The sequence below is a fragment of the Nostoc sp. DedSLP03 genome, assembly GCF_034530815.1.
Lineage (GTDB): Bacteria > Cyanobacteriota > Cyanobacteriia > Cyanobacteriales > Nostocaceae > Nostoc.
This window is the reverse complement of sequence record NZ_JAVRCK010000086.1, coordinates 16,677-40,871: the sequence shown is the minus strand read 5'-3', so window position 1 is coordinate 40,871 and position 24,195 is coordinate 16,677. Positions and strand designations below refer to the sequence as shown.

General features: G+C 41.7%; 14 protein-coding genes, 1 tRNA gene and 1 CRISPR repeat array. Of the genes, 8 read left to right on the top strand and 7 right to left on the bottom strand.

Annotation, left to right across the window (positions count from 1 at the left end):
* Window positions 1-216: 216 nt before the first annotated feature.
* From RM368_RS30260 to RM368_RS30235, 6 genes are all read right to left on the bottom strand, one after another.
* Complete coding sequence (locus RM368_RS30260) at window positions 217-1,473, bottom strand: hypothetical protein (protein WP_416212266.1); 1,257 nt, start codon at window positions 1,471-1,473, stop codon at window positions 217-219.
* Between the two features lie 63 nt (window positions 1,474-1,536).
* Entirely contained in the window at window positions 1,537-2,820 is a 1,284-nt protein-coding gene (locus RM368_RS30255; RefSeq protein WP_322697476.1) for a decarboxylase, read from the bottom strand.
* Window positions 2,821-2,905: 85 nt separating this feature from the next.
* Window positions 2,906-4,729 carry an asparagine synthetase B family protein gene (locus RM368_RS30250; protein WP_322697475.1) on the bottom strand — a complete coding sequence of 608 codons (1,824 nt, stop codon included), beginning with the start codon at window positions 4,727-4,729 and terminating at the stop codon, window positions 2,906-2,908.
* A 5-nt stretch (window positions 4,730-4,734) separates the two neighbouring features.
* Window positions 4,735-5,358: a DUF3859 domain-containing protein gene (locus RM368_RS30245; protein ID WP_322697474.1), complete on the bottom strand. Its 624-nt coding sequence runs from the start codon at window positions 5,356-5,358 to the stop codon at window positions 4,735-4,737.
* 289 nt (window positions 5,359-5,647) lie between these two features.
* Window positions 5,648-5,902, bottom strand: coding sequence for a hypothetical protein (locus RM368_RS30240; protein WP_322697473.1), 255 nt, complete (start codon window positions 5,900-5,902; stop codon window positions 5,648-5,650).
* A 301-nt stretch (window positions 5,903-6,203) separates the two neighbouring features.
* Entirely contained in the window at window positions 6,204-8,018 is a 1,815-nt protein-coding gene (locus tag RM368_RS30235; protein WP_322697472.1) for a ShlB/FhaC/HecB family hemolysin secretion/activation protein, read from the bottom strand.
* 207 nt (window positions 8,019-8,225) lie between these two features.
* Here RM368_RS30235 and RM368_RS30230 point away from each other — a divergent pair, with 207 nt between their 5' ends.
* The 4 genes from RM368_RS30230 (at window position 8,226) to RM368_RS30215 (ending at window position 16,009) form a co-directional block, all read left to right on the top strand.
* Entirely contained in the window at window positions 8,226-13,448 is a 5,223-nt protein-coding gene (locus tag RM368_RS30230; RefSeq protein ID WP_322697471.1) for a CHAT domain-containing protein, read from the top strand.
* Between the two features lie 415 nt (window positions 13,449-13,863).
* Window positions 13,864-14,478, top strand: a complete 615-nt coding sequence (locus RM368_RS30225; RefSeq protein ID WP_322697470.1) for a hypothetical protein — start codon at window positions 13,864-13,866, stop codon at window positions 14,476-14,478.
* Between the two features lie 230 nt (window positions 14,479-14,708).
* Window positions 14,709-14,782 (top strand) — tRNA-Val (locus tag RM368_RS30220).
* A 397-nt stretch (window positions 14,783-15,179) separates the two neighbouring features.
* A CRISPR array of direct repeats spans window positions 15,180-15,589; the repeat unit is 38 nt; unit sequence TCTTTCAACCCGCCTCAAGCTGTGAGGGGTATTGAAAC.
* A gap of 138 nt (window positions 15,590-15,727) precedes the next feature.
* Window positions 15,728-16,009 (top strand): hypothetical protein, encoded by a 282-nt coding sequence (locus RM368_RS30215; protein WP_322697469.1) that lies wholly within the window; start codon window positions 15,728-15,730, stop codon window positions 16,007-16,009.
* 39 nt (window positions 16,010-16,048) lie between these two features.
* Here the strand turns inward: RM368_RS30215 and cas12k are convergent, their stop codons facing one another.
* On the bottom strand, window positions 16,049-17,962 hold the full coding sequence (gene cas12k / locus RM368_RS30210; RefSeq protein WP_322697468.1) for a type V CRISPR-associated protein Cas12k: 1,914 nt from the start codon (window positions 17,960-17,962) through the stop codon (window positions 16,049-16,051).
* A 78-nt stretch (window positions 17,963-18,040) separates the two neighbouring features.
* Here cas12k and RM368_RS30205 point away from each other — a divergent pair, with 78 nt between their 5' ends.
* From RM368_RS30205 to RM368_RS30190, 4 genes are all read left to right on the top strand, one after another.
* Window positions 18,041-18,469, top strand: a complete 429-nt coding sequence (locus RM368_RS30205) for a MerR family transcriptional regulator (protein ID WP_322697467.1) — start codon at window positions 18,041-18,043, stop codon at window positions 18,467-18,469.
* Window positions 18,470-18,568: 99 nt separating this feature from the next.
* A complete protein-coding gene (locus tag RM368_RS30200) occupies window positions 18,569-21,313 on the top strand; it encodes a type I restriction-modification enzyme R subunit C-terminal domain-containing protein (protein WP_322697466.1) in 2,745 nt (914 codons plus the stop codon).
* Window positions 21,313-22,872, top strand: coding sequence for a restriction endonuclease subunit S (locus RM368_RS30195; protein ID WP_322697465.1), 1,560 nt, complete (start codon window positions 21,313-21,315; stop codon window positions 22,870-22,872). Before RM368_RS30200 ends, RM368_RS30195 begins: the two co-directional genes overlap by 1 nt.
* Window positions 22,865-24,136: an IS1096 element passenger TnpR family protein gene (locus tag RM368_RS30190; protein ID WP_322697464.1), complete on the top strand. Its 1,272-nt coding sequence runs from the start codon at window positions 22,865-22,867 to the stop codon at window positions 24,134-24,136. The genes RM368_RS30195 and RM368_RS30190 overlap by 8 nt, the downstream gene beginning before the upstream one ends.
* The last annotated feature ends 59 nt before the right edge of the window (window positions 24,137-24,195 follow it).

Below are 24,195 nucleotides of genomic sequence, written 5' to 3'. Positions count from 1 at the left end.
CTTTCCTTCTACATTTTCTCAGAAATGGTAAATCTTCCAAAACTGGATGCTCCCAGCTTTGTTAGACTTCTTATATATTTCTGATTTAGAAGCTTGGTTAAATCAACAAATTCAATAAATCTAATCTGTAAATCAATCAAACAAATTTTATCTAAAACCGCGCTTTATTCATGTAGGGGCAAGTTATGAATTACCCCTACAACTGAAATGAGAATACTAACCAAAACTTTGAACAACGTACATATCATTGCCTGTATCGCCTACTAAAAGCAAGCTACTGTCATCACTTTCTAAATTTTGACTGCCAGCAATACCCTTTTGCAGAACTTTAATTATTCTTTGGGGAGTAAAAGATTCCAATTCCACAAATTTTCCCGATTCTAACCATGCTAATTCTTCAGTAGATAAACTTTGGCGAATTTCTTCAGGTAATTGTTTAGCTGCTTGCGCTGACTCTGGAGAGGTTTGAATGAACATTCCGCGCTTAGTAGCGATAATTTGACGTGGCGTTAGTCCAATATCAATAATCGCAATTTCGCTATTGAGAAACCAATTAGCATTGGTTCTTAAATTATGAACTAAACTAATTCCTTGGGGATTGCAATCATGTATTGCATAGACTTTCAAATCAGGATTGCGCCGCAGCATTTGCATTGTGGTGTCAAAAATGCTTTGGGGATATCCAGTAATGCTGAGAATTGCACAGTTATTTTCAAAATGAAAATTATTAGCAATTAATAGTTGAGCAATACTAGCAGTGTCACAAACGACTAATCTATCAAAACTGTAAGCTGTTACGTCAGGATTAACCGTGGCTGGTGTATTTTCCTGCTTTGGTGGAGGAAGAATTTTAACAATTGAACCATTGATTTGCTGCCAGCGATTTAGCCAATCATTAATCTGAGATTCAGAAATTAAAAAGTCTTGTGTTAATAATTTAATTCGCCCTAGTTGTCGAGTTCCTAAATATATAGATAGCATTCCCACAATAACAATAATGACAAAGAGGGTAAATGACTTTAAAGCAAGAATTCCTATGGAAAGGATAATTCCTCCTATAATTTGTAAATTCCTCGCATACTGTTTGCGACTTACAAGATTGAGTTTAGTTGATTTGCTACTTTCATGAAAGAAATTAATAAACGCAAGATTTACTATTAGCGGTATAACAATCGTTAGTGATGTAACAAAATTAATAAATAGAAAAGGAAGTAACCAGCCAAATCGTGAAATTGACTTTGAGCTTTTTTTTAAACGATTATCTAGAAAATAAAGCAGTTGCTTGGGGGTAAAAAATAAGGTGTTATTTGCAGAAATGTCAGCGATCGCCTTTGCAAAAAAAGGATCGGTAATCTGAACGTTACTCATACTAGTCGGTTCAAAGGCAAAGAGATGATTGCATTTTACACACCGACCTTGATTAGCTGTCCGGTCTTTTAGTCTATTGTCAGTTCCGCAGTTAATACACTTCATAATGATTGCTAAATGTTATTTATTAATTGTTAGTCGATACGGTTGAGTCGGGCTTGATCCCCCCTAACCCCCCTTTTTAAGGGGGGAACTATCAAGAATCTGATTTATTAGCAAAACACTGTAGTCTTCTCGTTGACGAATCAGGCGGTGTGTACTATTTTCTAGCAAGACTTCCGCAGGTTTGGGGCGGTGTAAAAAGTGAGACGACATGGCATAACCATAAGCACCGACATCTAAAATGGCAACGAGATCGCCAATTTCTAGGGCTGGAAGTTGGCAATTTTTCCCCAGATAATCTCGTGAATATGTTGTATTACCACAAATATCAGTTGTGAATAGAGAGACGCGATTAATCGCGTCTGTACAAGAGTGGGGAATTGGGGATTTGTTTGCTTGTTTCCAAGTGATGATTTCTCGATAGCCGCCGTGTACTGAGGGTACTGAAAGATTAGCAACGGTGGTATCAACTCCAACAATCTGTTTTTCTCCTTGCCATTTTACAGAAACAACTTGAGCAAGCAAAGTTGCACATCCAGCGATCGCACTTCGTCCCGGTTCAATCACCAAATCAATTTTCCGCCCTAAACGAGTAATTCTCTCGGTTAACTCAGTTCCAAATATTTCCCAATCAAAGGCTGTTTTGCTGTGGTGATAAGGATAGCCAAAGCCACCACCAAAATCTAAATATTCCCAATCAGGTAACTTTTGTGCTGTAGCGATTACCGTATCAATTACTTGAGTAAAAGCGGCTGTGGCGTTAGTTCCCGTCCCTCGATAAAAGTGTAAACCACTCAGCTTTAATCCCACCTCAGCAGTTAAAGCGATCGCCTCACCAAATTCCTCTGGACGTACACCAATGCGGCTATCTCCGGTAATTTCTGGCAAATTGAGGCGTAAACCAAGGCGAATAGATTTCTCTCTGTGTTTGGGCAAAACTTTACAGCACAACTGCAACTGAGCGAGGCTATCGAAATTGAGAGTTGTAACTCCCCAATTCAGGACTTGTATCATCTCAGCCTGATTCAAATTACTGCCGCTATAAACTATTTCACTAGGATCGAAACCAGCTTGCAATCCCAGATAAATATCTCCTGGCGTATTGGCGTGAAGTCCCCATCCAAAGGAGCGAAAAATTTTTAACAGCGCAACGTTGCCATTGGTAACACTGGCAAACCGAAATTGCGTGCGCGGATAACTGACTGCTTTGCTAATCCGCTCAATAGTTTCGCGCAAGCGATCGCCATTATAAACATAAAGCGGAGAACCGTAGTTATTCAGTAACTCCTCGGCAAGTTCTTTAGAGAATGGAAGATTAAGACGATTTTGAGTTAAATTATTTGATACCATTTATCAAAAATACTGATACAGTAAACTACGAATTACGAACTTGTACTGAGTTTCGACTACGCTCAACTACCGCGTAGCCGAAGTATTACGAATTACGAATTATTTTGTAATTTTTCCATAGCCAACGATGTAACCAAAAAGGATGATCCCAAGATTGTTTACTTAGTTTTTCATTTAAAACGTGCGATCGCCAAAGTTGCCACATAATTAGTAACCAGAGTGTTTCACCAATTCGCCGCCCTTGAATAGCTGCTCCTAGTTTGCCTTCAACGATTTGTGCTGCAATGTGAGGATAAAAGTGATTGTTGGCGCGAAGTATTTCTGGATTGAGCCAAATGCCGAGTTGATGCCAAAAATCATTTAAACACCAAGAAGTTAAAGGAACCCCCATACCACGTTTTTGTCGCCAGACAATTTCGGGTGGAAGCCAATTTTCTACAGCCCGTTTGAGGATATATTTTTCACAAGCACCCTGCAAACAGAGTTCTCCTGAGAGGCGGAATGTCCATTCAGCTAGAGGTAAATCACAAAAAGGCGATCGCACCCACAACCCATGAGCAAACCCCAATGCAGTGGCACGGGGATGGATATTCTGCGCTCCTTTGAGCATCAAATTAGCACGGCGGAGGCGATGCAGCAAAGATGGACATTCATTGCGATCTAAAGCCGCCAATAGCCAATCTTCAAGATGCAAATTTTGGATCTGTGCATAAACCTCCGGCTGATAAACTTGAGATTCGTATCCTCCAAGACGGTGAAAGGTGCGGAGATATTGCTGAATAAAAGTTTCTTGTCCGGCGGGATTTTCTGCTTGATAAACACCTGCGGCAATTAAAGGTTTGTTCGTCCAACCAGCAAACAATTGATCTCCACCTTCACCGTTAAAAATTACCTGAGTTTCTTGACTTGCTCTCTCAGATAGAAGATACAACGGCACACACACCCCATCTCCAAAAGGCAAATCTAATGCTTGCACAGTCGGAATTAAAGCATTCTCAATCGAATTTGGGGTTACTGCAACTTTAACAAGCGGAATTTTGAGAAACTCGGCGACTTGTTCAGAATATGGATATTCTGGAATACCTGCGTTCCCAAAATCTAAAGTGTAGGCGCGGACTTTCACCCCTGCTTGTACCAGCAGCGCCGCCACCACTGAAGAATCGAGTCCGCCAGAGAGAAACACTCCGACAGGCTCATCCTTTAAATCTGCAATTTGTCGCTCAATGGAGTTTTTCAGGAGAGTTTGCAATTGGGTAATTGCTGTAGCTTCATCTGTTAACTGTTCTGGCGCTTCTCGCCATGAGTGGATTTTTTTAGATTCAGGTGTTTGCAGCTTACCTGATTGGCGATCGCTCTGCCAAACTAATTCAGTTCCCGCCGTCACTGCAAACACTTCTTTAATAGGAGTCAAGGGTGTGGGAACGTAAGAAAAACAGCTATAGCCATATAACCCAGGAATGCTAACTTCTGACTGTGGCAAAATCGGTAAAAGTAATTGCAGTTGGGATGCAAACCAGATTATTTGTCCTTGCACAGTCCAATACAAAGGAATTCTTCCGAAAGGTTCTCTTCCCAAAATTAGGCAGTTGTTTTCTTGGATTACCCAAGCATCGGGTGAATTAAATAATCCTGATGCAAAGATGGCAGCAATTTGATTTTGTTGCAGTGGGGGATTGCCATCGATTCCGATGTAAACAACATTCCAGATGGGAAGAGGATTATTTTCTTGTAGAGAGAAATAATTTTTCTGACCTAACCCCCTAACCCCCTTCCCTGCAAGGGAAGGGGGAAAGTTCAAAGCCTCTTTCTTTGTAGGGGAGAGGTTTTCCACCACACTAGTTAACAGCGCTTCCAACTTCTGTTGAGCGCCGTAACCCCAATAGCCAAGAAAGTGATGCGGGATAACCATCTGGACTATTTAACTTCAAAGGTTGCATCGCTAATCTGCCGACCTTCTAGGAACATCTGCACTTTCCAATTGCCAACAGTTGCAGCTGGGTTAATAGTGTAGCGACACTGGGTATCCCAGACAGACGTATTAATCTCGCGGGTTTGATAGTTGTTTTGCTTGACAATTTCACCGCTTGGGTCAATCCAATTACAAGAGAGAGCCAGCTTTTTACCCAAAGGTGCATCCTTTAGAGTGACACGATACAACACTTCTGGATTGGTTTGGCGAGAAATTGTCTTTAAGTCGCCGCCATTATCTTGTATCAAAGTGATCCGATCTTGTTGGGCAGAAACACGGAAAAGTGTAGAACTTTGCTGCTGCATGAAAAATATTGTAAATGCAATGACAATTATTACAATCGCCACCACTCCAGAGGTAATCCATCGATTCCGGCGTTGCTGTACTTCCAGTGCTTGGCGGCGATTTAACTGAATCAGCGCTTCATCTAGTAACTCTGGCGGTAAATTCAACTCCTGTAAAATTTCTCTAATCTGCTGTTGATCTAGTTCCGCTTCCCGACGCAATTGCAGACCTTCTACTTCTGTAACTATTTGTGATAATTGCTCTTGAGTCAGTCGCCGCGTCATAGCTTAACTCCTGTTGAAAAACTTTATGGCGATCGCTAAATCTCGCTTTTGTAGGTACATCATAAGCTACAAAATAAAGTTGTTGCTTTTCGGATTCTTTAAGAGATACTTTGTAACAACTAAAATTAATATGACATAACAAAACTGGTATTACTTGTAACAACTAGAATTAACATGACGAAAAAGATACTTCTTGCAAAAGCCAAAAAACCGCCCTAAAATCAATTTCTGGGCGGCTCAAATATTTTTGCACTAGATTTAAAAAAATTACCAATACCTCCTTCTTAGTTTAAATTTCTTGATTTCCGCCAACAGACAATTGTTTTTTGCTATGTTTCAACTCTTTCCAAAGTGACTTAATTTGCTGATAAGCCTCTTCCTGAGACAATTTCCCCCCTGTTTCTAGGCAAGTGATGTAACTAATTTTTTGAGAGAATTCTTGGAGGTTGGCATTAAACACCAAATTCTCTGGCTGAAATTTTCCATAATACCGGCTACGAGGGTAAAGAAAGCTGTTTTTGTCTTGCGAGTTAGATTGTGTCATAACTTTTCTTTTATAATTATTTCCTTCTTAAATTTATAAACTAAAACTTATCCCTTTGTGTATATACACAGGATAAAATTCAAATTCCTGAAGAAAGAAGTTAATTTTTTAGTTCAATATTAGGATAAAGCAGAAGAACAAGTAATTAACTGTGGAAAATACTGAAATCAGTACCTTCTCTACCAAAAGGAGTAAGTGAAATAGCATTTCATAGCATTTTGCTGATTAAACTCGACTTCCTCAAATACGGCTCAAATAATATCATGCCCGCATAATTAGTTATGATTACCATAGTCTTTATCTAGGGTTGATAGCGAAGGCTAAAGTAAAAGCCATCATCTTGAGCGTTATTACCACGATCGCTCAGATCGATAAATGGAAATCCATAATCGAGGCGCAAAAACAGATTATCAATTCCCATTGCCTGATTCCATATTAATCCTAAGCCTGCGCCCACTAAAAAAGTTTGATTGGGGAGCGGATTGGGGTTATCAGATTGATTCCAGACGGCTCCCATATCCACAAATGGCGCAAGTTGAATTGTCGATAATCCAGATTCATTACGCTGGACTGTAAACCGATCTTCGATCGCTACCCGAAATCCATTATCCCCAGAACGGATATTTTGGCGATATCCCCTTACAGATTGTCCGCCGCCAATCACAAATTGCTGGGAAGGTAAAAGGCTATCTGGTGTAAGCTGCAAGTCTGCTTGGATGAGCAATAAATGATCGTTACTGAGTTGCTGCACGCGCTGTATTTGACCCAACCAACTGAAAAAGCGACCATCGGGTATGGGGTCATTGTTGATAGTTGCGTTTAATATATCAACACCAAAATTAAATTGCGATCGCAAAAACCAAGCTCCTTTTGGTTCGCGCCTGATATAATCTTGAGCAAATTTAATTACACTGGTGCGGCTAACGCCATTGGCATCAGGCCCAATGCCAAAGGGGGTTGCGAGGTTATCAAACAGGAAGGTTTGACCATCTTGATAGGTAAATCCTAAAGATAAGGCAAATTCTTCTCTAGGCGATCGAATCAATGGTTGACGATAATTGATTTCATAAAGATCCTGGTTGGCGCGAATGTCAAAGGCATCAAAGGGTGGCTCAGTAATTTCGTTGCGATTAAATGCGGCTCGAATCTGCACTTTGCCATTCATGGCGTTGAGGGGAACCTGATAACTAAAATCAAACACATCGGAACCACCAGAGAGTGTATGGTAATATGAGCCAGCTAACTCATCTCCCATACCAGTTAAATTGCGCGATCGCAATTCAACACCCAATCTTTCCGCGCCAATACTGGGAGGCGAATAATTATCTACACCCAAACTACCAATTAAAGTTTTTGCCTCTTCAACTCTGACAACGAGAATACTTTGACCAACCTTACCCGTTGGACGCAAACTCGCTTCCACATTTTTGAACAGAGGATCTAGCCGCAGTAGCCTTAGTTGTTCTTCGAGCTTACCAGTATTCAGAGGAATACCCGCACCTAGTTGGATGCGACTACGAATATAAGATGGGTTTAATCGCCGCGTCCCTTGGATGTCAATCTCTGTCAAACGCCCTTCCAACACTTGAATTACCACAACACCATCTGCGGTACTTGATTGTTGAGTGTCTGGAATTGCTCTAGAATTTATATACCCTTTATTTAGGTAAAGCTGGGTAACGGCATCGGCGGCTTGTCTGATTTCTTCTAAAGTTAAGTCCCGTCCTTCAAACGGTTTCACTACTGGATTAAAATCATTTTCCTGAAAAACTGTGCTACCTACAACCTGAATTTTCCGAACCCGAATCCGTTGTGGTGTTTCTGATTGTGGGTTAGTTGCTGGAGTAGGTTCTGTTGACTGTACTATTTGTAACTCTGACTGACTGCTATTTTGAATCGAGTCCGATGTAAAAATATTAGCTCTAGCTCTCAGTCCATTTGCAGTTACAATCCAGACCGCAGGCAGAATTAGCAAGCCACACCGAAAGCTGAAACTGTGCTGACTGCATTTAGTAATTGCCAAACTCCGGCAATTGTCTAACTGATGAGATAAATAGACAATTTTTTGCTGAGTCGTTGCTCTAGGCTGAACACCAGTTTCTGTTTCTTTTCTCATTTCTCTTCAATGGAGTGCCTTATTTAACGACTGGGCTGATTTGGATTTTGGAGTGTGCTATGGCTGTATGAGTATTTCAATATCATATTTTTGATATTCAAATTTCAAAAGATTTGTAACTAAAACTATAATTAACAGCAATTTATTCTAAGTGATAGTCCTTAGCATTATATTGTGGTAACAGGTAGAAAACTTGGGAAAACTTCGATGTCACCACTGATTTCCATTGTCATCGTCAATTACAATCGGGAGTCTTACCTTCAAGAAGCGATCGCTAGCGTCTTAGCGCAGACATGGCAAAACTTTGAGCTACTAATTTGGGATAATGGCTCTACAGATGGATCGGTAGCGATCGCTCGCGCTTATGCTCAAAAAGATGGGCGAGTGCGGGTGGTGGAGGCAGACAATCAAGGAGTTGCTGCGGCTTGTAAGGCAGCGATCGCGCAAACTAGCGGCACTTACATCGGTATATTAGACAATGATGATATCCTTGCCCCCACAGCTCTTGCTCAAACCGCTACAGTCCTCAATAGCCATCCAGAAACGGGATTTGTTTACACTGACTACTTAAATATTGATCGAGACGGCAAAGTTATTGGTTATGGCGATCGCTGTAACATTCCTTACTCTCAATCAGGTCTGTTGGTAGATTTCATGACTTTCCACTTCCGCTTGATGCGGCGATCGGTTTATGACCGAGTGGGAGGTGTTAACGAATCGTTCTCTTGCTGTGCCTATGATTATGACTTATGTCTGCGACTTTCAGAAGTAGCCCAAGTGCGCCGAGTCAAAGAGCCACTTTATTTCTACCGAAATCATTCTCAAAACATTTCTGTTACTAGACAAAAAGAACAAATACTCTGGTCTAAACGAGCGATCGCTCAAGCACTTTGGCGGCGAGGATTAGCAGACAAGTTACAAATTGATGTAGAATTGCCCACAAGTCGCTTCATAGTACGCTGCAAAAAATCTTTATTAGACCTCTTGCATAAATCAAAAATAAGAAAGAACCCCACCCCGCCAAAGCTGCGCTTTGTCTCCCCTCCCGAAGAGCGGGGAGGGGTTGGGGGTGGGGTGTTAGGGACTTGTGCAAGAGGTCTATTGTCTAATATCGCCGCTTCAGGCTTAGTTATTGCCTCGCTGGTAAATCCCAAATTAGCCCAAGCACAACAAATAGTTCCTGCTGCCGATGGGACAAACACAATTGTAACTCCCAACGGCAATCGACTTGACATCACTGGCGGCACAACTTCAAGAGATGGTGCAAACCTCTTTCACAGCTTTCAACAGTTTGGAATTTCACCAGAACAAATTGCCAACTTTCAAGCTAGTCCGGCGCTGCAAAATATCCTTGGTCGAATTACAGGCGGGAATGCCTCGGTTATCAATGGTTTAATTCAGGTGACAGGTGGCAATGCTAACCTTTTCTTGATGAATCCAGCCGGGTTTATTTTTGGAGCAAACGCTAGTTTAAATGTACCTGGTGCTTTTACAGTGACAACAGCCAACGGCATCGGTTTTGGCAGTAGTTGGTTTAACGCTATCGGTGTTAATGACTACATAAATTTAGTGGGAAACCCCAATGGATTTGCCTTTAGTATGAACCAGCCAGGAGCGATCGCCAATGCTGGAAATTTGGCAGTAGGTGCTGGGCAAAATTTGAATTTATTCGGCGGTACTGTAGTCAACACCGGGCAACTTTCAGCACCCGGAGGGCAAATTAATGTTACATCAGTACCAGGACAAAATTGGGTGCGTCTCAGTCAGCCAGGAAATCTGCTGAGTCTAGAAATTCAGCCCCTCGCCTCTAGTCGCACTCAACCCAATAACTGGACAATTCCCATCGCCTCAATACCCGAATTGCTCACAGTTGGTAACACAGGGTTAACTGCCAATCCTGATGGAACTGTAAAATTAACAAACTCCAATGTCACAATTCCCATAACTCCAGGTACGACGATTGTTTCTGGGAAAGTGAATACATCAAGTCAAACAGGCGGTACTGTAACTGCTTTGGGTAAAAAAGTCGCAGTGATTGATGCCAATATTAACGCCTCTGGAAATAATGGCGGCGGTACTGTGCTAATTGGTGGCGATTATCAAGGTAGAGGGACTTTACCCAGCGCAGATCGGACTTATGTAGACTCAAAATCCGTCATTAATGCCGATAGTAATTTGAATGGAAATGGCGGACGGGTAATTGTTTGGGGTAACGACACAACCCAGTTTTTTGGAAAAATTTCGGCTCGTGGAGGAGCAAATTTTGGCAATGGTGGAAATGTCGAAGTATCAGGCAAAAATTTCTTGACCTTCAACGGTTTGGTAGATACTTCAGCCGTCAATGGCAACTTTGGCACTTTATTACTAGACCCCAGCACATTGACCATTATCGATGGTGCAGCAGGGACAGGTGATTTTGATGCTACAGCAGGCAACATTGCCTTTGGCGATGCAGATATTGGGGCTAACACTGTTTCTTGGGGTGCGATCGCAGCTTCAGGTGCAAATATCAACTTACAAGCTACAGGCAACATTACCATCGATGACATCACCGGAGCTACAGCTGGAGTAACGACTCCTGGTATCGCTACATTAAACTTGGATGCTGGAAGCTTTAACCTGTCCTCACAAACTGGTTCTGTAAACTTTGTCAATCCCACCAACACCATCCAGACAACTGGGGGAGCGATTAACATTTCTGGAGCTAGTTTATCACTGGGCAATCTCAATACAACTACTGATTTTTCTGGCAATAGTGGCAATGTCAACTTGTCTGCGACTGGCGACATCGTTGCGGGCAACATTATCGCCAGTGGCCAAGGCTACTTGGCAGGTAATATTACAGTCACAAGCAGCAATGGTGGGATTACTCTAAATAATCTCGATACCAGCAACACTGAAGGGTTTAATACTATTAATACTGCTGGAACAGTCAGTTTGAGTGCCGCAGGCAATATTCTCACAGGTAGGATTGATGCTTTTTCAAATGATGCTGATAGCTCAGGTCAGGCTGGTGATGTAGTCGCAACAACCACAGGCGGCAGTATTACCACAGAGGCAATTAACTCGTCTGTAGTTAAGGAAGGAGGTGGCGATTTTATCGGCACGGCTGGCGCGATTAGTTTAACTAGCAGAGATAATATCACTGTGAATGATGCCATTAACGCCTCAGCAAGTGCGATCGGAGTCGATGGAACTGGAAACCTGACATCTGGCAACGTTACCTTACAGACTACCAATACATCTGGTAGCAATATTCGTTTTACCAACATCAACACCCAGGCGATCGCAGACGACTTTGTTGATGGAAACACAGTTCAAGGTGGCAATGTGCAAGTGCTAACCAACGGACTGATTCAAGGAATTGGAACCGGTGAAGCGATCGCAACTGGTGGATTTTTTACTGGCGAAGGAGGTACTAACGTTCAACCTTTAACAGGAGGTACTGTTAACATTCGCCATGATGGTGGCCCAAACAATGTAGATTTTATTGTCGGTGATGCAAGTGTCAATGGTACAGCAGGGTCAATTAATACAGGTGACAATTCAATCATCGCTAATAGCTTTCCAGTCTTGCCAAATGGTGGAGATGCTAGCGGTACACCAACCCGCATCATCATTACATCTGTCAACACACCGCCGACATTAACGGCAAACTCATTGCTACCCGATACCCAAACTAATCAACCAGTTACCTTAACGTTCTCTAGTTTGGCTCCACTGGTCAGCGATACTAATAATGACATCACCTCCATCAAGATCGATGTCGTGAATACGGGAAATATCACTGTCAATGGCGTTCCCGTTATCCCTGGTGTTACAACCTTATCTAGCGGCGATACTTTAGTATACACACCTCCAGCAGATACAAATGGGTCACTAAATGCTTTTGTAATTAGTGCAAATGACGGCGTTTCCTCTTCTGCACCTGTACAGATAGGAATCAACGTCAGTCAAACTCCTACTCCCAATCCTGAACCTCCCAATCCTGAACCTCCCAATCCTGAACCTCCCAATCCTGAACCTCCCAATCCTGAACCTCCAAATCCTGAAACTCCAAATACTAACCCCTGCACATTCCAATGCAATCTACCAAGTAAACCGAATAACCCTGTCCTCAATAATCCTCAGATTGATAACCCCGTTCTTAATCCCAACCCCACTCCCGAAGACAATTTCACAGATGATTTTGCCGACCATTTAGGCATACCCAGCCCTAAAATCAAAACACTAGATGATGCCAAAGAAATTGCTCGTAAAATTGAAGAAGCCACTGGTATTAAACCTGCATTTATATATATCAGTTTTGTCCCTGTGGAAATTCAACCAGAGGTAAATTTAGGCAAAGCTCAAAAATTTACGAAACAGTTAAATACCGTAACAGAAAAAGATAGCGACCAACTAGAAGTTGTAGTAGTAACCGGAAAAGGCGATCCTATCCGCAAGCGCATCCCAGAAACAACTAAAGCCAAAGTTCTGCAAGTAGCTCAAGAATTTCGCGACCAAATCGTTAGTCCACAAAACCGTCGTCGCACCGGTTATTTGCGTTCATCTCAACAACTTTATCACTGGATTATTGCACCACTAGAGGCAGATTTACAAGCGAGAGAAATCAACAATCTGGTCTTTTTACCAGATATTGGGTTACGTTCAACTCCAATGGCAGCACTTCACGATGGTAAGGGATTTCTAGTAGAAAAATATAGTATCGGCTTAATGCCTAGTCTTAGTTTGACTAATACCCTCTATAAAGACATTAAAAAATCTCAAATTTTAGCGCTGGGGATTTCTCAAAGTACTCAGGGACAAGAGCCTTTACCAGCAGTCCCCCTTGAGTTATCAACACTAGTATCTAAACTTTGGCAAGGCAAATTATTGTTAGATAAGCAAGCCACCTTAGAAAATCTTAAAACTATCCGCCGCCAACAACCTTTTGGAATTATTCACATGGCAACTCATGCCGATTTTGCTAGGGGTGCTTTAAATAATTCTTATATTCAACTGTGGGAAGACAAGTTACGCTTGAATCAATTACGACAGTTGCGCTTGAATGAACCTGAAGTTGAAATGCTCGTGCTGAGTGCTTGTAGAACAGCTTTAGGAGATGAAGAATCCGAACTGGGATTTGCGGGTTTAGCAGTGCTGGCAGGTGTAAAAACTAGTGTTGCTAGTCTTTGGTCGGTTAATGATGCTGGCACAGCGGCGTTGATGACAAAATTTTATGAGAATTTAAAGACAACTCCAATCAAGGCAGAAGCTCTCAAACAGGCTCAGGTAGCTATGCTCAAAGGGCAAATTTATGTAAAGGATGGACAAGTGCAAGGTTTAGGAGGAGTTGAAAATTTGCCTTTACCTGCTGACAGTGCTGATGAATCACTTATACATCCTTATTATTGGGCTGGATTTACAATGGTTGGTAATCCTTGGTGAAGATAGAGAATATGGAGTCAACCCCTTTGGGGAATTCAAAATTCAAAACTTGTACTGAGCGCAGTCGAAGTATTCAAAATTCAAAATTAACGTGAGTTCGACGGCTCTAAAAACCCCACTTCCATTCCTCTCCCCCACAGGGAGAGAGGCTTTGAAACCCTAATTTTTTCGTTGTCAACTAAAAATATTTCTGCCCCTCTCCGCCTCGGAGAGGGGTCGGGGAGAGGTTCATCGAACTTACGTTCAAAATTACAATCCCCATAAATGAATTTAGGAGCTTGTATCCTTTTTGTCTTTGGTCATAAATCGAGCGACGTACTTCTAGTAGATACTACGGTTGAAAGATATGTCTTCTTGCGGATGAACGCTACAATTTATCAGAAAATCAAGAAGTAGTTAAATCCAGAGTGGCTTCATGACGGCTAATTTAACACCTAAAGCGACATTTGACTTTATTAACGTGCTATCCCAAGCTGCGGTTAAGTATAGAGAACCAAAAAGTATACGCCCTAGTGCTGAAATATTAGTAAAGGCGTTGCTACAAGCAGAAAAAACTGCCAAGCAACAAAAGTTGACTTATCCTTTTGAGTTTCTGCTCGGTAAATGGGAACTTTGCTTTGTCACTGGCACTAAAAAAAACAGAGGTAGCGGGGGAATTGTATTAGGTAACGGTTTCTATGTACCCAAGTTCATGGCAATTCATGTTTCCTTTGATGCCACTTTGGAACAAAATTCAGACAGAGGCGAAATTACTAATCAGGTTGAGCTTAACCCAGTTTCACTGAAACTCACGGGGCCAGTGCAATATTTCGGGAAGAAAAATTTATTGGCTTTTGATTTTAACCAGATGATTATCAGTTTGTTCGATCGTGTTATTTACGATAGAGCAAACCGTGGTAGTAAAGTTCAAACAGAAGATTTCTACAACCAACCGATAGCTAAACTACCGTTCTTTGGCTTCTTTTTAGTCACAGAAGATTTCATTGCAGCTCGCGGTCGTGGGGGAGGATTGGCATTTTGGATTCGATAAACTTAAAGACGCTTGCAGAAAATCAGGCAGTCTTGTTCGAGGCAAAAGGAAAGAGAATTTGACTTATTTGTTTGATTAGTAGCAAGTGGTGCAACCATTTTTACAAATCAAATAAGTACTTCACATCATCTGCACTTGATTACTTAGGGAGTGATAGAGTTCGCCTGATTTGGTCTTTTATCTTGCATTATCAAAAAAGTATATGCTACTATTGATAATTGTGTGGTTAAGGACGTATAGCTCAGTTGGTTAGAGCGCTACGTTGACATCGTAGAGGTCACTGGTTCGAATCCAGTTACGTCCATTATTGTACAGTGACTAATTATTTGTCATTGTGTGACTTTTGTCGATTGCCAATTTGTTTGTCCGCGTTGACAAATTAATGTCCATATTGACAGATAAATGTCCGCGTTGACAAATTAGTGTCCATTAGGCAGTCTGGATAAGGTATATCAAAAATGAGCTGCTATGGTCACAATACCAGTTTAACAAGGACGTAACTGGATTCGCTTTCAACCCACCTTTTATAAAAAACCTTGATTAGGCCTGATGTGAATTAGAAATGTCTCTGTCCTATAAGGGTTTCTATATCTAGATTCGCCCAAAACCATTATTTTGGTTACTATCTACGAAATTACAAGCCTTTCAAGACTTAATTCACATTAAAGGTTTGATTATGAATTCGTAAACTTATATCAAAAACTTTCAACCCGCCTCAAGCTGTGAGGGGTATTGAAACCTAAAGCAATAGTTTGCAAAAAATGTTGATGCCATCTTTCAACCCGCCTCAAGCTGTGAGGGGTATTGAAACCTCGCTCTGTTCAGGACTCTCGCATAACCAACTTTAGTGCTCTTTCAACCCGCCTCAAGCTGTGAGGGGTATTGAAACTTTAGTTAATGTCATAGTAAAGCACCTAGTTCATTCTTTCAACCCGCCTCAAGCTGTGAGGGGTATTGAAACCCCATCTGGATGAGTGATTGAGTGTCTTTCCTCCTTATGCTTTCAACCCGCCTCAAGCTGTGAGGGGTATTGAAACCCCAGCAGATGCTAAAGCAGAATCAGCAATAATCAAGCTTTCAACCCGCCTCAAGCTGTGAGGGGTATTGAAACCCAGCGCCTCAAACCCTTCACGAATAAAGACTTCTAGAAGCATTTTTGTCAGGTCTGCCAAAATCGCCTGTCAGTTAACAGTTAAAAAAGTAAATTAACTGACATCATAAAAGCTACAAGCCTTAATCGATAAGCGATTTGAAGTTTTGGCAGATCCCCAGGGAAATTGACCCCGCTTCGATTCGCCAAAAAATAATTAAGGTGGGTTCCTCCTTGGTCGGAGGTGATTCGGTAGCCACCACTGCGGTAAACCCGCACCTCTATTACTGGGGGCGCACCTTATTCCTGTCCGCAAGGGACAGCAGCATCAAGGTGGGCAGCTACCAGGGTCAGAAAGCAAGACTATTTGACAACAGTCAAACTAACCCAAATTTACACAGCACAGAGGCTTATAACAAGCATGAACTGCGGCGCTGTTAAATTTTCTTATTCTATTATCAAGGTTCGGTGTTTTGTCAATCAGTTTATTTTGCGGGAATAGTAAGCTGCGATCGCTAATTCTTTCGCTTTCTCCTGCGAGCTTCCTCTAACTGACTGTTTTGCTTCCTCTACAACAATTCCAGCTTTTTTTGCTTGATTTTGAATGCTTGTAATCAATCTGCCATAACTCCACTGATGAACACTAACTCGATACTGTTTGGCATACTTTTTTTGAACTTCTATTAAGTCTGATTTTTGTTCAGCTTTGGCTTGAACCTCACTTTGAACTTGTTCTCGCATATCACCCAACTTAGGAAGGACAATACTACCAGCTTTATATGTTTGTGCGATCGCTAGAATTTCTTTAGCTATCAATCTGTCTACATACTGCCCTAACTCTGATTCTCCCAATTGATTTGGTGCAGCAAGTGTTTGAGCTATTTGGCGTTGATGAGATAAGTAATGCTTTTGTTGTCGCTGTCTATTAAGCAGTCTGTAATTATCACCAAGTATTTGTTTAATACTCCGGTGGATAAGCGCTTTACCTGTGGAGCCATCAACGACTGCTACTGTTGTAGGCTTTTCTAGACCAAAGCTAACACCAACAAGAATATGAGATCGGCCTTTATATAAGGGCTTGCTGGGGCGGGGAAAGGGGTTATTAATTCTGGCTAATGTGGAGTTTTTCCTTTTTATATAAGCTAGCTGTTTTTCATTGAGGTCATCCTTAGCTTCAGTTTTGGTGATAGTCTTAGCAATTTCTTCTGCTTTTTCTTCTCTAACTAGATTTGTTCCTTCATCTGTCCACAGGCGAGTATCTACAGAACAATAGAGAATTAAATGGTTAACATCCCAAGGTTCGCCTTTGCCTTCCTCTTCCTGCCAAGCAATAAGTCCACTTCGGAGAGTGAAGAGGCTACTAGAGTGCTGTTGTTTACCGATTCGTTTTATTTGCTGGTCTTCATAGAAACGTTGAAACCAATGGAGTTGACGAGAATCACAATATACTTGAAAAGTATGTTCACTAAGACCATTGAATTTCACGCAGATGCGCCCATATTTGTTTTTAAACCAAGTCATATCTTCATTGGTCTCAAAAGCAACTGGAAAAGGCACTCTACCAAATTTTTTTAATAAATTGTCTTGCCATGATTTCGCCTCAGTTTCATTGCTAGGAACTTTTTGAGTGGCAATAATGAGAGTTTCTAGCCATTTCGTATCGGTTAAATCTCTTCCTTTAGGAATTCGAGCAGCTAGCTGTTCCGTGAGACGTTCAATTTGAATTTCTACTTTGCGCCGACGCTGGGCAAACTTTTTTAGGTCTTCTTCTTTCTCAGTCACTTTGCATCTATTTTTAAGCAAATAGCTGATAGCGCAACGAGTTAGGTTATCTTCTGTGTTGCTGTAAGCCTCAAATAGGCTCTTGGAGACAGTGCGATTGCTATCCGAATCTTTTGATTTTTTAGTTTTTTGCCGTTTCTTTCCTTTGGCTGGTTGTGGTTCAATCGTATCTGGCTGGGGTGTAACTTGAGCCAGAATTTCAGTAGCTTTGATACGAAGGCTTTCTAAGTTAACACCACTGGCTTCTACTAATTCAGTATCACTTTTGAGCATTTCCAACCAGCGATTTTTACCGTCTAGTTGGTACTGCAACCTTTTCATCAGTGCTAACCAAGATTTGTAGATGTAATTAACTCTATTGATCGCACTCGTGTAAAACCGTCCTGGTTGACCAATAAAGCGAGAGTCGGTTTTGAGTACTGCACACAGTTGCTTGACTATCCCAGTAGGTATTTTTCCCTTTTGTCGCCAGGTTTCAAAGTCAGGATCTTGAGCTACTTGAAACAGTAATTCATTAATCAGTGGAGTGTTTTTATCTGCCATGAGCTTCCATAGCTGTTGGCGAGTTACAACACTAGCGACAAGACGACACTGAATCGTGTTTTGACTCATCGATTTTAAATTTAAAAAACATATTATGTTCAATAATACCATATATGTTTAGTAAAATGCTGTGCATAAAATGATTTCATGCAGGAAACTTTTTTTACGAGTAAACAAGCTGCTGAAATCACAGGCTGCACTCTGCGCCAGCTCCAATACTGGCGAGAAAAGGGTGTAGTTATGCCTGTTATCGGTGAAACTGGAATAGGGCGTAGTATTTATTACTCAAAGCCGAATTTGATGGAACTGGCAGCAATGTTATATTTTCTGTCGATGGGATTGAGTTTTGATATTGCCAGTACTACGCTGAGAACCCTCAAAGACAAGGAACCGGAGTTATTTGAATCTGGTAAAGGTAGTCGGTGGATGCTACTTTGGCAGGGACATAAGCGATCGCTAAATCTTGTAGTGTATGACCGAGAACAAGCGATCGCATCTTTAGATGAGGGTAAACCTGTAATTCCTGTGTGGCTGGATGTGATTTATCAGCAGTTGATGAATAAATTGGTGCGATAGAAGAAAACTGCTATTCGTATACTCTAGATAAATAGTAGTAATTTTACTGATACTAATGTTACTTGCGCTTCTCATAAAAAGGCATGAGAATTTGTGTAAGTGCATAGTAACCCAGTGATGAAACCGGAAGAACAGGCAAGGCAAAAGATAGATCAATTACTCACCGCCGCAGGATGGGTTATCCAAGACTATGAGCAAGTTAACTTGGGTGCAGGGTTGGGAATTGCGGTACGGGAATATCCCTTGAAATCTGGTTATGCTGATTACTTGCTATTCATCAATCGCAAAGCTGTTGGAGTTCTTGAAGCGAAACCTGCTGGATTTGCTTTAAGCGGTGTTGAAATACAATCTGACAAATATTCCTTTAACTTGCCTAAAACTCTCCCTTGTCACCAAAAGCCTTTACCTTTCATCTACGAAAGCACTGGTACAGAAACATTTTTTCGAGACTCCCGTGACCCTGATTATCGCTCTAGGCGGGTGTTTACTTTCCATAAACCGGAAACGCTACAGGAATGGCTAGGCAAGCCTGACACCCTTAGAGGGCTTTTGCAACTATTACCCACGATTGAAACTGAAGATTTACGAGATTGTCAGAAAGAAGCGATCGCAGGTTTATTTAATTCTCTCAAAGAAAATCGCCCTAGAGCTTTGATTCAGATGGCGACGGGTGTAGGTAAAACCTATACTGCTGTGAGTTTTATCTACTGGCTGATTAAGTTAGCAGGGGCAAAACGGGTTTTGTTTTTGGTGGATCGGAAGAATTTGGGAGAGCAAACCCAGAAGGAGTTTCAGCAGTATGTCACCCCTGATGATGGGCGCAAGTTTACTGAACTCTATAATGTGCAGTTGTTGACTTCCAATACCATCGATCCGGTGAATAAGGTGTGTGTCACTACGATTCAGCGTCTTTATTCGATGTTGCGGGGAGAAGCTGAATTTGAGGCAGAAAATGAGGAAGCATCACAGTTCGATCGGGAAGAGGAAAACCAGCAACCCAAGGATGTGGTTTATAACCCGAAAATTCCCATTGAAACCTTTGATTTCATAATCACCGATGAATGTCACCGCTCGATTTACAACGTGTGGCGGCAAGGTTTGGAATATTTTGATGCTTTCATTATCGGACTAACGGCAACGCCATCTCTGCAAACTTTTGGCTTTTTCGATCAGAACTTGGTGATGGAGTATTCCCACGAACGGGCGGTAGCTGATGGGGTGAATGTAGGGTATGAAGTTTATCGCATTCGCACCCAAATTACAGAACAGGGTAGCAATATCCAAGCAGGATTTTACATTGATAGACGCGATCGCCAAACTCGTGCCATCCGTTGGCATCGGTTAGATGAAGATGTAAGCTATGCGGAGAGGGAGTTAGATCGTTCTGTTGTGGCGATGGATCAAATTCGCACGGTGATTCGCACTTTTAAACAGCGATTATTCACCGAGATATTCCCTGGTAGAACTGAAGTTCCCAAAACCCTGATTTTTGCCAAAGATGACTCCCACGCTGAAGATATTGTGCGAATTCTGCGCCAAGAATTTGGCAAGGGAAATGAGTTTTGTAAAAAGATTACCTATCGCACTACAGGGGAGAAAGCAGAAGATTTAATCGCCAGTTTCCGCAACTCCTATAATCCCCGCATTGCTGTCACCGTTGATATGATTTCCACCGGGACAGATATCAAACCTCTGGAATGCTTGCTATTTATGCGGGATGTGAAATCGCGGATTTATTTTGAGCAGATGAAAGGACGGGGAACCCGCACAATTAATCCCACAGATTTTCAGGGAGTGACACCGGATGCTCAAGTGAAGGAACAATTCGTAATTGTGGATGCGGTGGGGGTGTGCGAGTCGGATAAAACTGATTCTCGACCTTTGGAGCGCAAACGCAGTGTACCTTTTGATAAATTAGTGCAAGCAGTGGCATTGGATCAGCGAGATGAAGATACGCTAATGTCCTTGGCGGGACGCTTGGCAAGGTTAGAAAGGCAACTAAATCCTGATGAACGTACAGAATTAAAAACTGCTGCTGGGGGCAAGTCTATTCCACAGATTACCAGAGAGTTACTCGATGCCCTCGATCCAGATAAGCAAATTGAACAGGCGATCGCCCAGTTTCAAACCCCAACACCCACAGAAACACAACAGCAGCAAGCAGCAGAGGTATTAATCAACCTTGCTTGTCAACCTTTTGATAATCCCCAGTTTCGGAATTTGCTCAAAGATATTAAAAGTAATAATGAGCAGCTAATTGATACAGTTAGTCAGGATGTGGTGTTAGCGGCGGGATTTGATACCAGCGCCAGGGATAAGGCGATGGGCACAGTGGAGACTTTTCGCCAGTGTATTGAGGCGAATAAGGATAATATTACCGCGCTGCAAATTCTTTATAATCAGCCCTATGGACAGCGACAGTTAACCTACGAGCAGATTAAGCAGTTAGCGAATGCCCTAGAACGTCCACCCTGCAACCTGACAACAGAGAAGTTATGGCAAGCATACGCCCAGTTGCAAGCGGATAAAGTCAGGGGTGCTGGGGTGCAAAAGCTGTTGACAGATATCATTTCTCTGGTACGCTTTGCGATGGGGGAAACGGAGACGTTAGAACCCTATGCGGTGATAGTTGAGGAGAAGTTTCAGCAGTGGTTAGCAGGAAAAGCGTTTACCTCACAGCAGGTGGGATGGTTGGAAAAGATTAAGGAGCATATTGCCACCAGTGTGAGGATTGAGCCAGAGGATTTACAGGAAATGCCACAGGAGGCGTTTCAGGGTTATCAGTTGTTTGGAAATGATTTAATGGATATTCTGAATGAGTTAAATGAGGTGTTAGCTGCGTAATGGGTGAGGAGTTATATGAGTTACCAAAAGGCTGGGTTTGGGTAAAATTTGAGCAACTGGTTCAGGAATTTCAAAATGGGCTTTCAAAGCGTAAAGGATTACAAGGGAATCCAACACACGTACTCCGATTAGCGAATATAGTGAATGGCAAAATTACGCCCAATGAACCACGAGACATTTTACTAACAGATGAAGAACTTGAGAAATACTTACTCAAAGTAAATGAATTAATTTGTATCCGAGTAAATGGAAGTGACAACTTAGTTGGAAGAGTAGTAATTTTTAATGAAAAAGAACCTTGGGCTTTCTGTGACCATTTTATTAAAATTAGTTTGATTGCAGGGTTAGTATCTGTATCTTATATATCCTACTTATTTAATACGAAGATAATACGTAATTACATTAGTCTAAATAAAGTTTCTAGCGCAGGACAAAATACAGTTAGTCAAACAACTATATCCGCAGTACCTATACCACTTCCCCCACTCGCTGAACAACATCGTATAGTTACCAAAATTGAGGAACTATTCACCCAACTTGATGCAGGTGTAGAGTTACTCAAAAAAGTAAAAGCCAAATTAAAACGCTACCGTCAGGCGGTGCTAAAAGCCGCAGTCGAAGGAAACTTAACTAAAGAATGGCGGGAAGCCAATCAAGGAGAATTAGAACCCGCCTCAGTGTTACTTGAACGCATCTTCAAGCAGCGACGGGAGAAGTGGGAAGCCGAACAACTGGCGAAGATGAAAGCGCAGGGTAAAACTCCCAAAGATGACAGTTGGAAGCTGAAATATAAAGAACCAGTTGCACCAGATACGTCTGATTTATCTGAATTACCTGATGGCTGGATATGGGGAACAATAGCACAAGTAGCTGAATGTCTTGATTATATGCGTGAGCCAGTTAGTAAGGATGAACGTGCCAAACGTATTGGTAATGTTCCTTACTATGGTGCTAATGGATTAGTAGGATATATAGACGAATATATATTTGATGAACCGTTAGTTTTAGTTGTAGAAGATGAAACTTTTATAGGTCGTCAAATTCCATTCAGTTATAAAATTACTGGTAAATCATGGGTTAATAACCATGCTCACGTTTTACGCGCTACTCAAGCAGTAGATACAGATTTTTTAAACTATTCACTTGCTTATTATCCATTTACACCTCTAACTCAAGGGACAACAGGACGGCGTAAGCTTACACAAATTGCTTTGATCTCTGCTCCTTATAGACTACCCCCTTTAGAAGAACAAAAGTATATTGTTGAAGAAGTTGAAAGGCACTTATCTGTAATCGATAAACTTGAAAAAACCATAGACACTAATATCAAACGCGCTGAAAGACTCCGCCAAACCATTTTAAAACAAGCCTTTGAAGGCAAACTCGTACCCCAAGACCCTAACGACGAACCCGCCGAAAAACTGCTAGAACGCATCAAAGCTGAGAAAGCTAACCGCGAAGCTGACAAAAAACCAAAACGTCAATCTACAATTAAATCCAAGCAACCTCGTAAATCTAAAACTACAGCTACACAATTAGAGTTGAAATTAGATGATTAAACGACTATTCCCCGTCCCCAATCATCTCCGCGAACAACTCCCAACCCTCACGGAAGACAAAAAGCAACTTCTCCAACAGCAAACCATCACCCAAGATTCCCCAGGAACAATTCTGCGGGACTTTCAAACCATCCTAGAATTTCTCCAACCTGACGGCGTTGAAGTTAGCAGCACTTATCACCAATTCTCCCTCAAATACCTCCAGCAACTCAATTCTCGCTTGAGTTACCCCATTGAAACTAACCTCAAGCGTCCCCAACAAAAATCCTACCCCTACATTTACGGGTTATATTTCGTCCTTCGCACCTCTGGACTGTCTCAAGTTATCACTCAAGGCAAAAAAAGCAAATTAGTATTAGACGAACAACTCCTCAAAATTTGGCAAAGCTTCAACCCAACAGAACAATATTTCATACTTTTAGAATCCTGGTTAATTTGGGGAGAAAGCGAAGTCTTAGGCGAACCAAGAGACCCCTTTGGACTATTATTTCGCTGCTTGCAATTTTGGCGAGACATTCCAGATGAAGGCTTAACCTTTAACAGTTACTCAGAACAAGATAAATTAGCCTATTACCCAGGCTTGCACAGTCTTAGCCTGTTTCATTTATTTGGCTTCCTCGAACTCATCCCAGGAAAACCCGAACCTGCTAAAGGATGGCGGATCGCTGCTGTAAAACGCTGTCCTTGGGGAGATGCAATGATAGCTTTAATCTCCGAAATTTATGATGAAATTGAACCAGACAAAGAAGAGGAGGAAATTACCCTTAACTTCCGCATCGCCTTTGACAAATTAAAACCATCACTCCAAACCTACTTTCCTGAATGGGAACAAACCTTAGTCATTGCCAAAGGAGAGTTTACCGACGCAATTTATACTTTTAAAGTCACCCTGCTGGATGCTTGGCGACGCATAGCCATTCCTAGTAACTTCAATCTCGATCAAGTCGCCGCAGCATTTGTTCAAGCATTTGATTTTGACTTTGATCACCTCTACCGATTCATTTACAAAGACCATTTAGGACGTACTTTTGAATTTTCCCATCCCTTTGTTGATATTCCCCCAAACACCAGCGATTTTCGCTTGGGTGAATTACCACTAAAAATAGGAAATCATCTACAATTTATCTTTGATTTATTGGATGAGTGGGAGTTTGATTTGCAGCTAGAAAAAATTGAGCCTGCTAATGCCAAAATCAAAAAGCCCAAAATTCTTGAGTCTCATGGTGAAGCACCAGCACAGTATAGCGAAGAGGAAGAGCTTTAATTGCGATCGCACATTCACAACCTGTCAGAATTGGTAATGCGATCGCTCTTACTGTATGA

Coding starts and splice junctions, on each gene's coding strand:
- RM368_RS30225 (WP_322697470.1), top strand. CDS start 13,864: ATGACGGCTAATTTAACACCTAAAGCGACATTTGACTTTATTAACGTG.
- cas12k (WP_322697468.1), bottom strand. CDS start 17,962: ATGAGTCAAAACACGATTCAGTGTCGTCTTGTCGCTAGTGTTGTAACT.
- RM368_RS30255 (WP_322697476.1), bottom strand. CDS start 2,820: ATGGTATCAAATAATTTAACTCAAAATCGTCTTAATCTTCCATTCTCT.
- RM368_RS30230 (WP_322697471.1), top strand. CDS start 8,226: ATGTCACCACTGATTTCCATTGTCATCGTCAATTACAATCGGGAGTCT.
- RM368_RS30195 (WP_322697465.1), top strand. CDS start 21,313: ATGGGTGAGGAGTTATATGAGTTACCAAAAGGCTGGGTTTGGGTAAAA.
- RM368_RS30205 (WP_322697467.1), top strand. CDS start 18,041: ATGCAGGAAACTTTTTTTACGAGTAAACAAGCTGCTGAAATCACAGGC.
- RM368_RS30260 (WP_416212266.1), bottom strand. CDS start 1,473: ATGAAGTGTATTAACTGCGGAACTGACAATAGACTAAAAGACCGGACA.
- RM368_RS30190 (WP_322697464.1), top strand. CDS start 22,865: ATGATTAAACGACTATTCCCCGTCCCCAATCATCTCCGCGAACAACTC.
- RM368_RS30235 (WP_322697472.1), bottom strand. CDS start 8,018: ATGAGAAAAGAAACAGAAACTGGTGTTCAGCCTAGAGCAACGACTCAG.
- RM368_RS30240 (WP_322697473.1), bottom strand. CDS start 5,902: ATGACACAATCTAACTCGCAAGACAAAAACAGCTTTCTTTACCCTCGT.
- RM368_RS30245 (WP_322697474.1), bottom strand. CDS start 5,358: ATGACGCGGCGACTGACTCAAGAGCAATTATCACAAATAGTTACAGAA.
- RM368_RS30250 (WP_322697475.1), bottom strand. CDS start 4,729: ATGGTTATCCCGCATCACTTTCTTGGCTATTGGGGTTACGGCGCTCAA.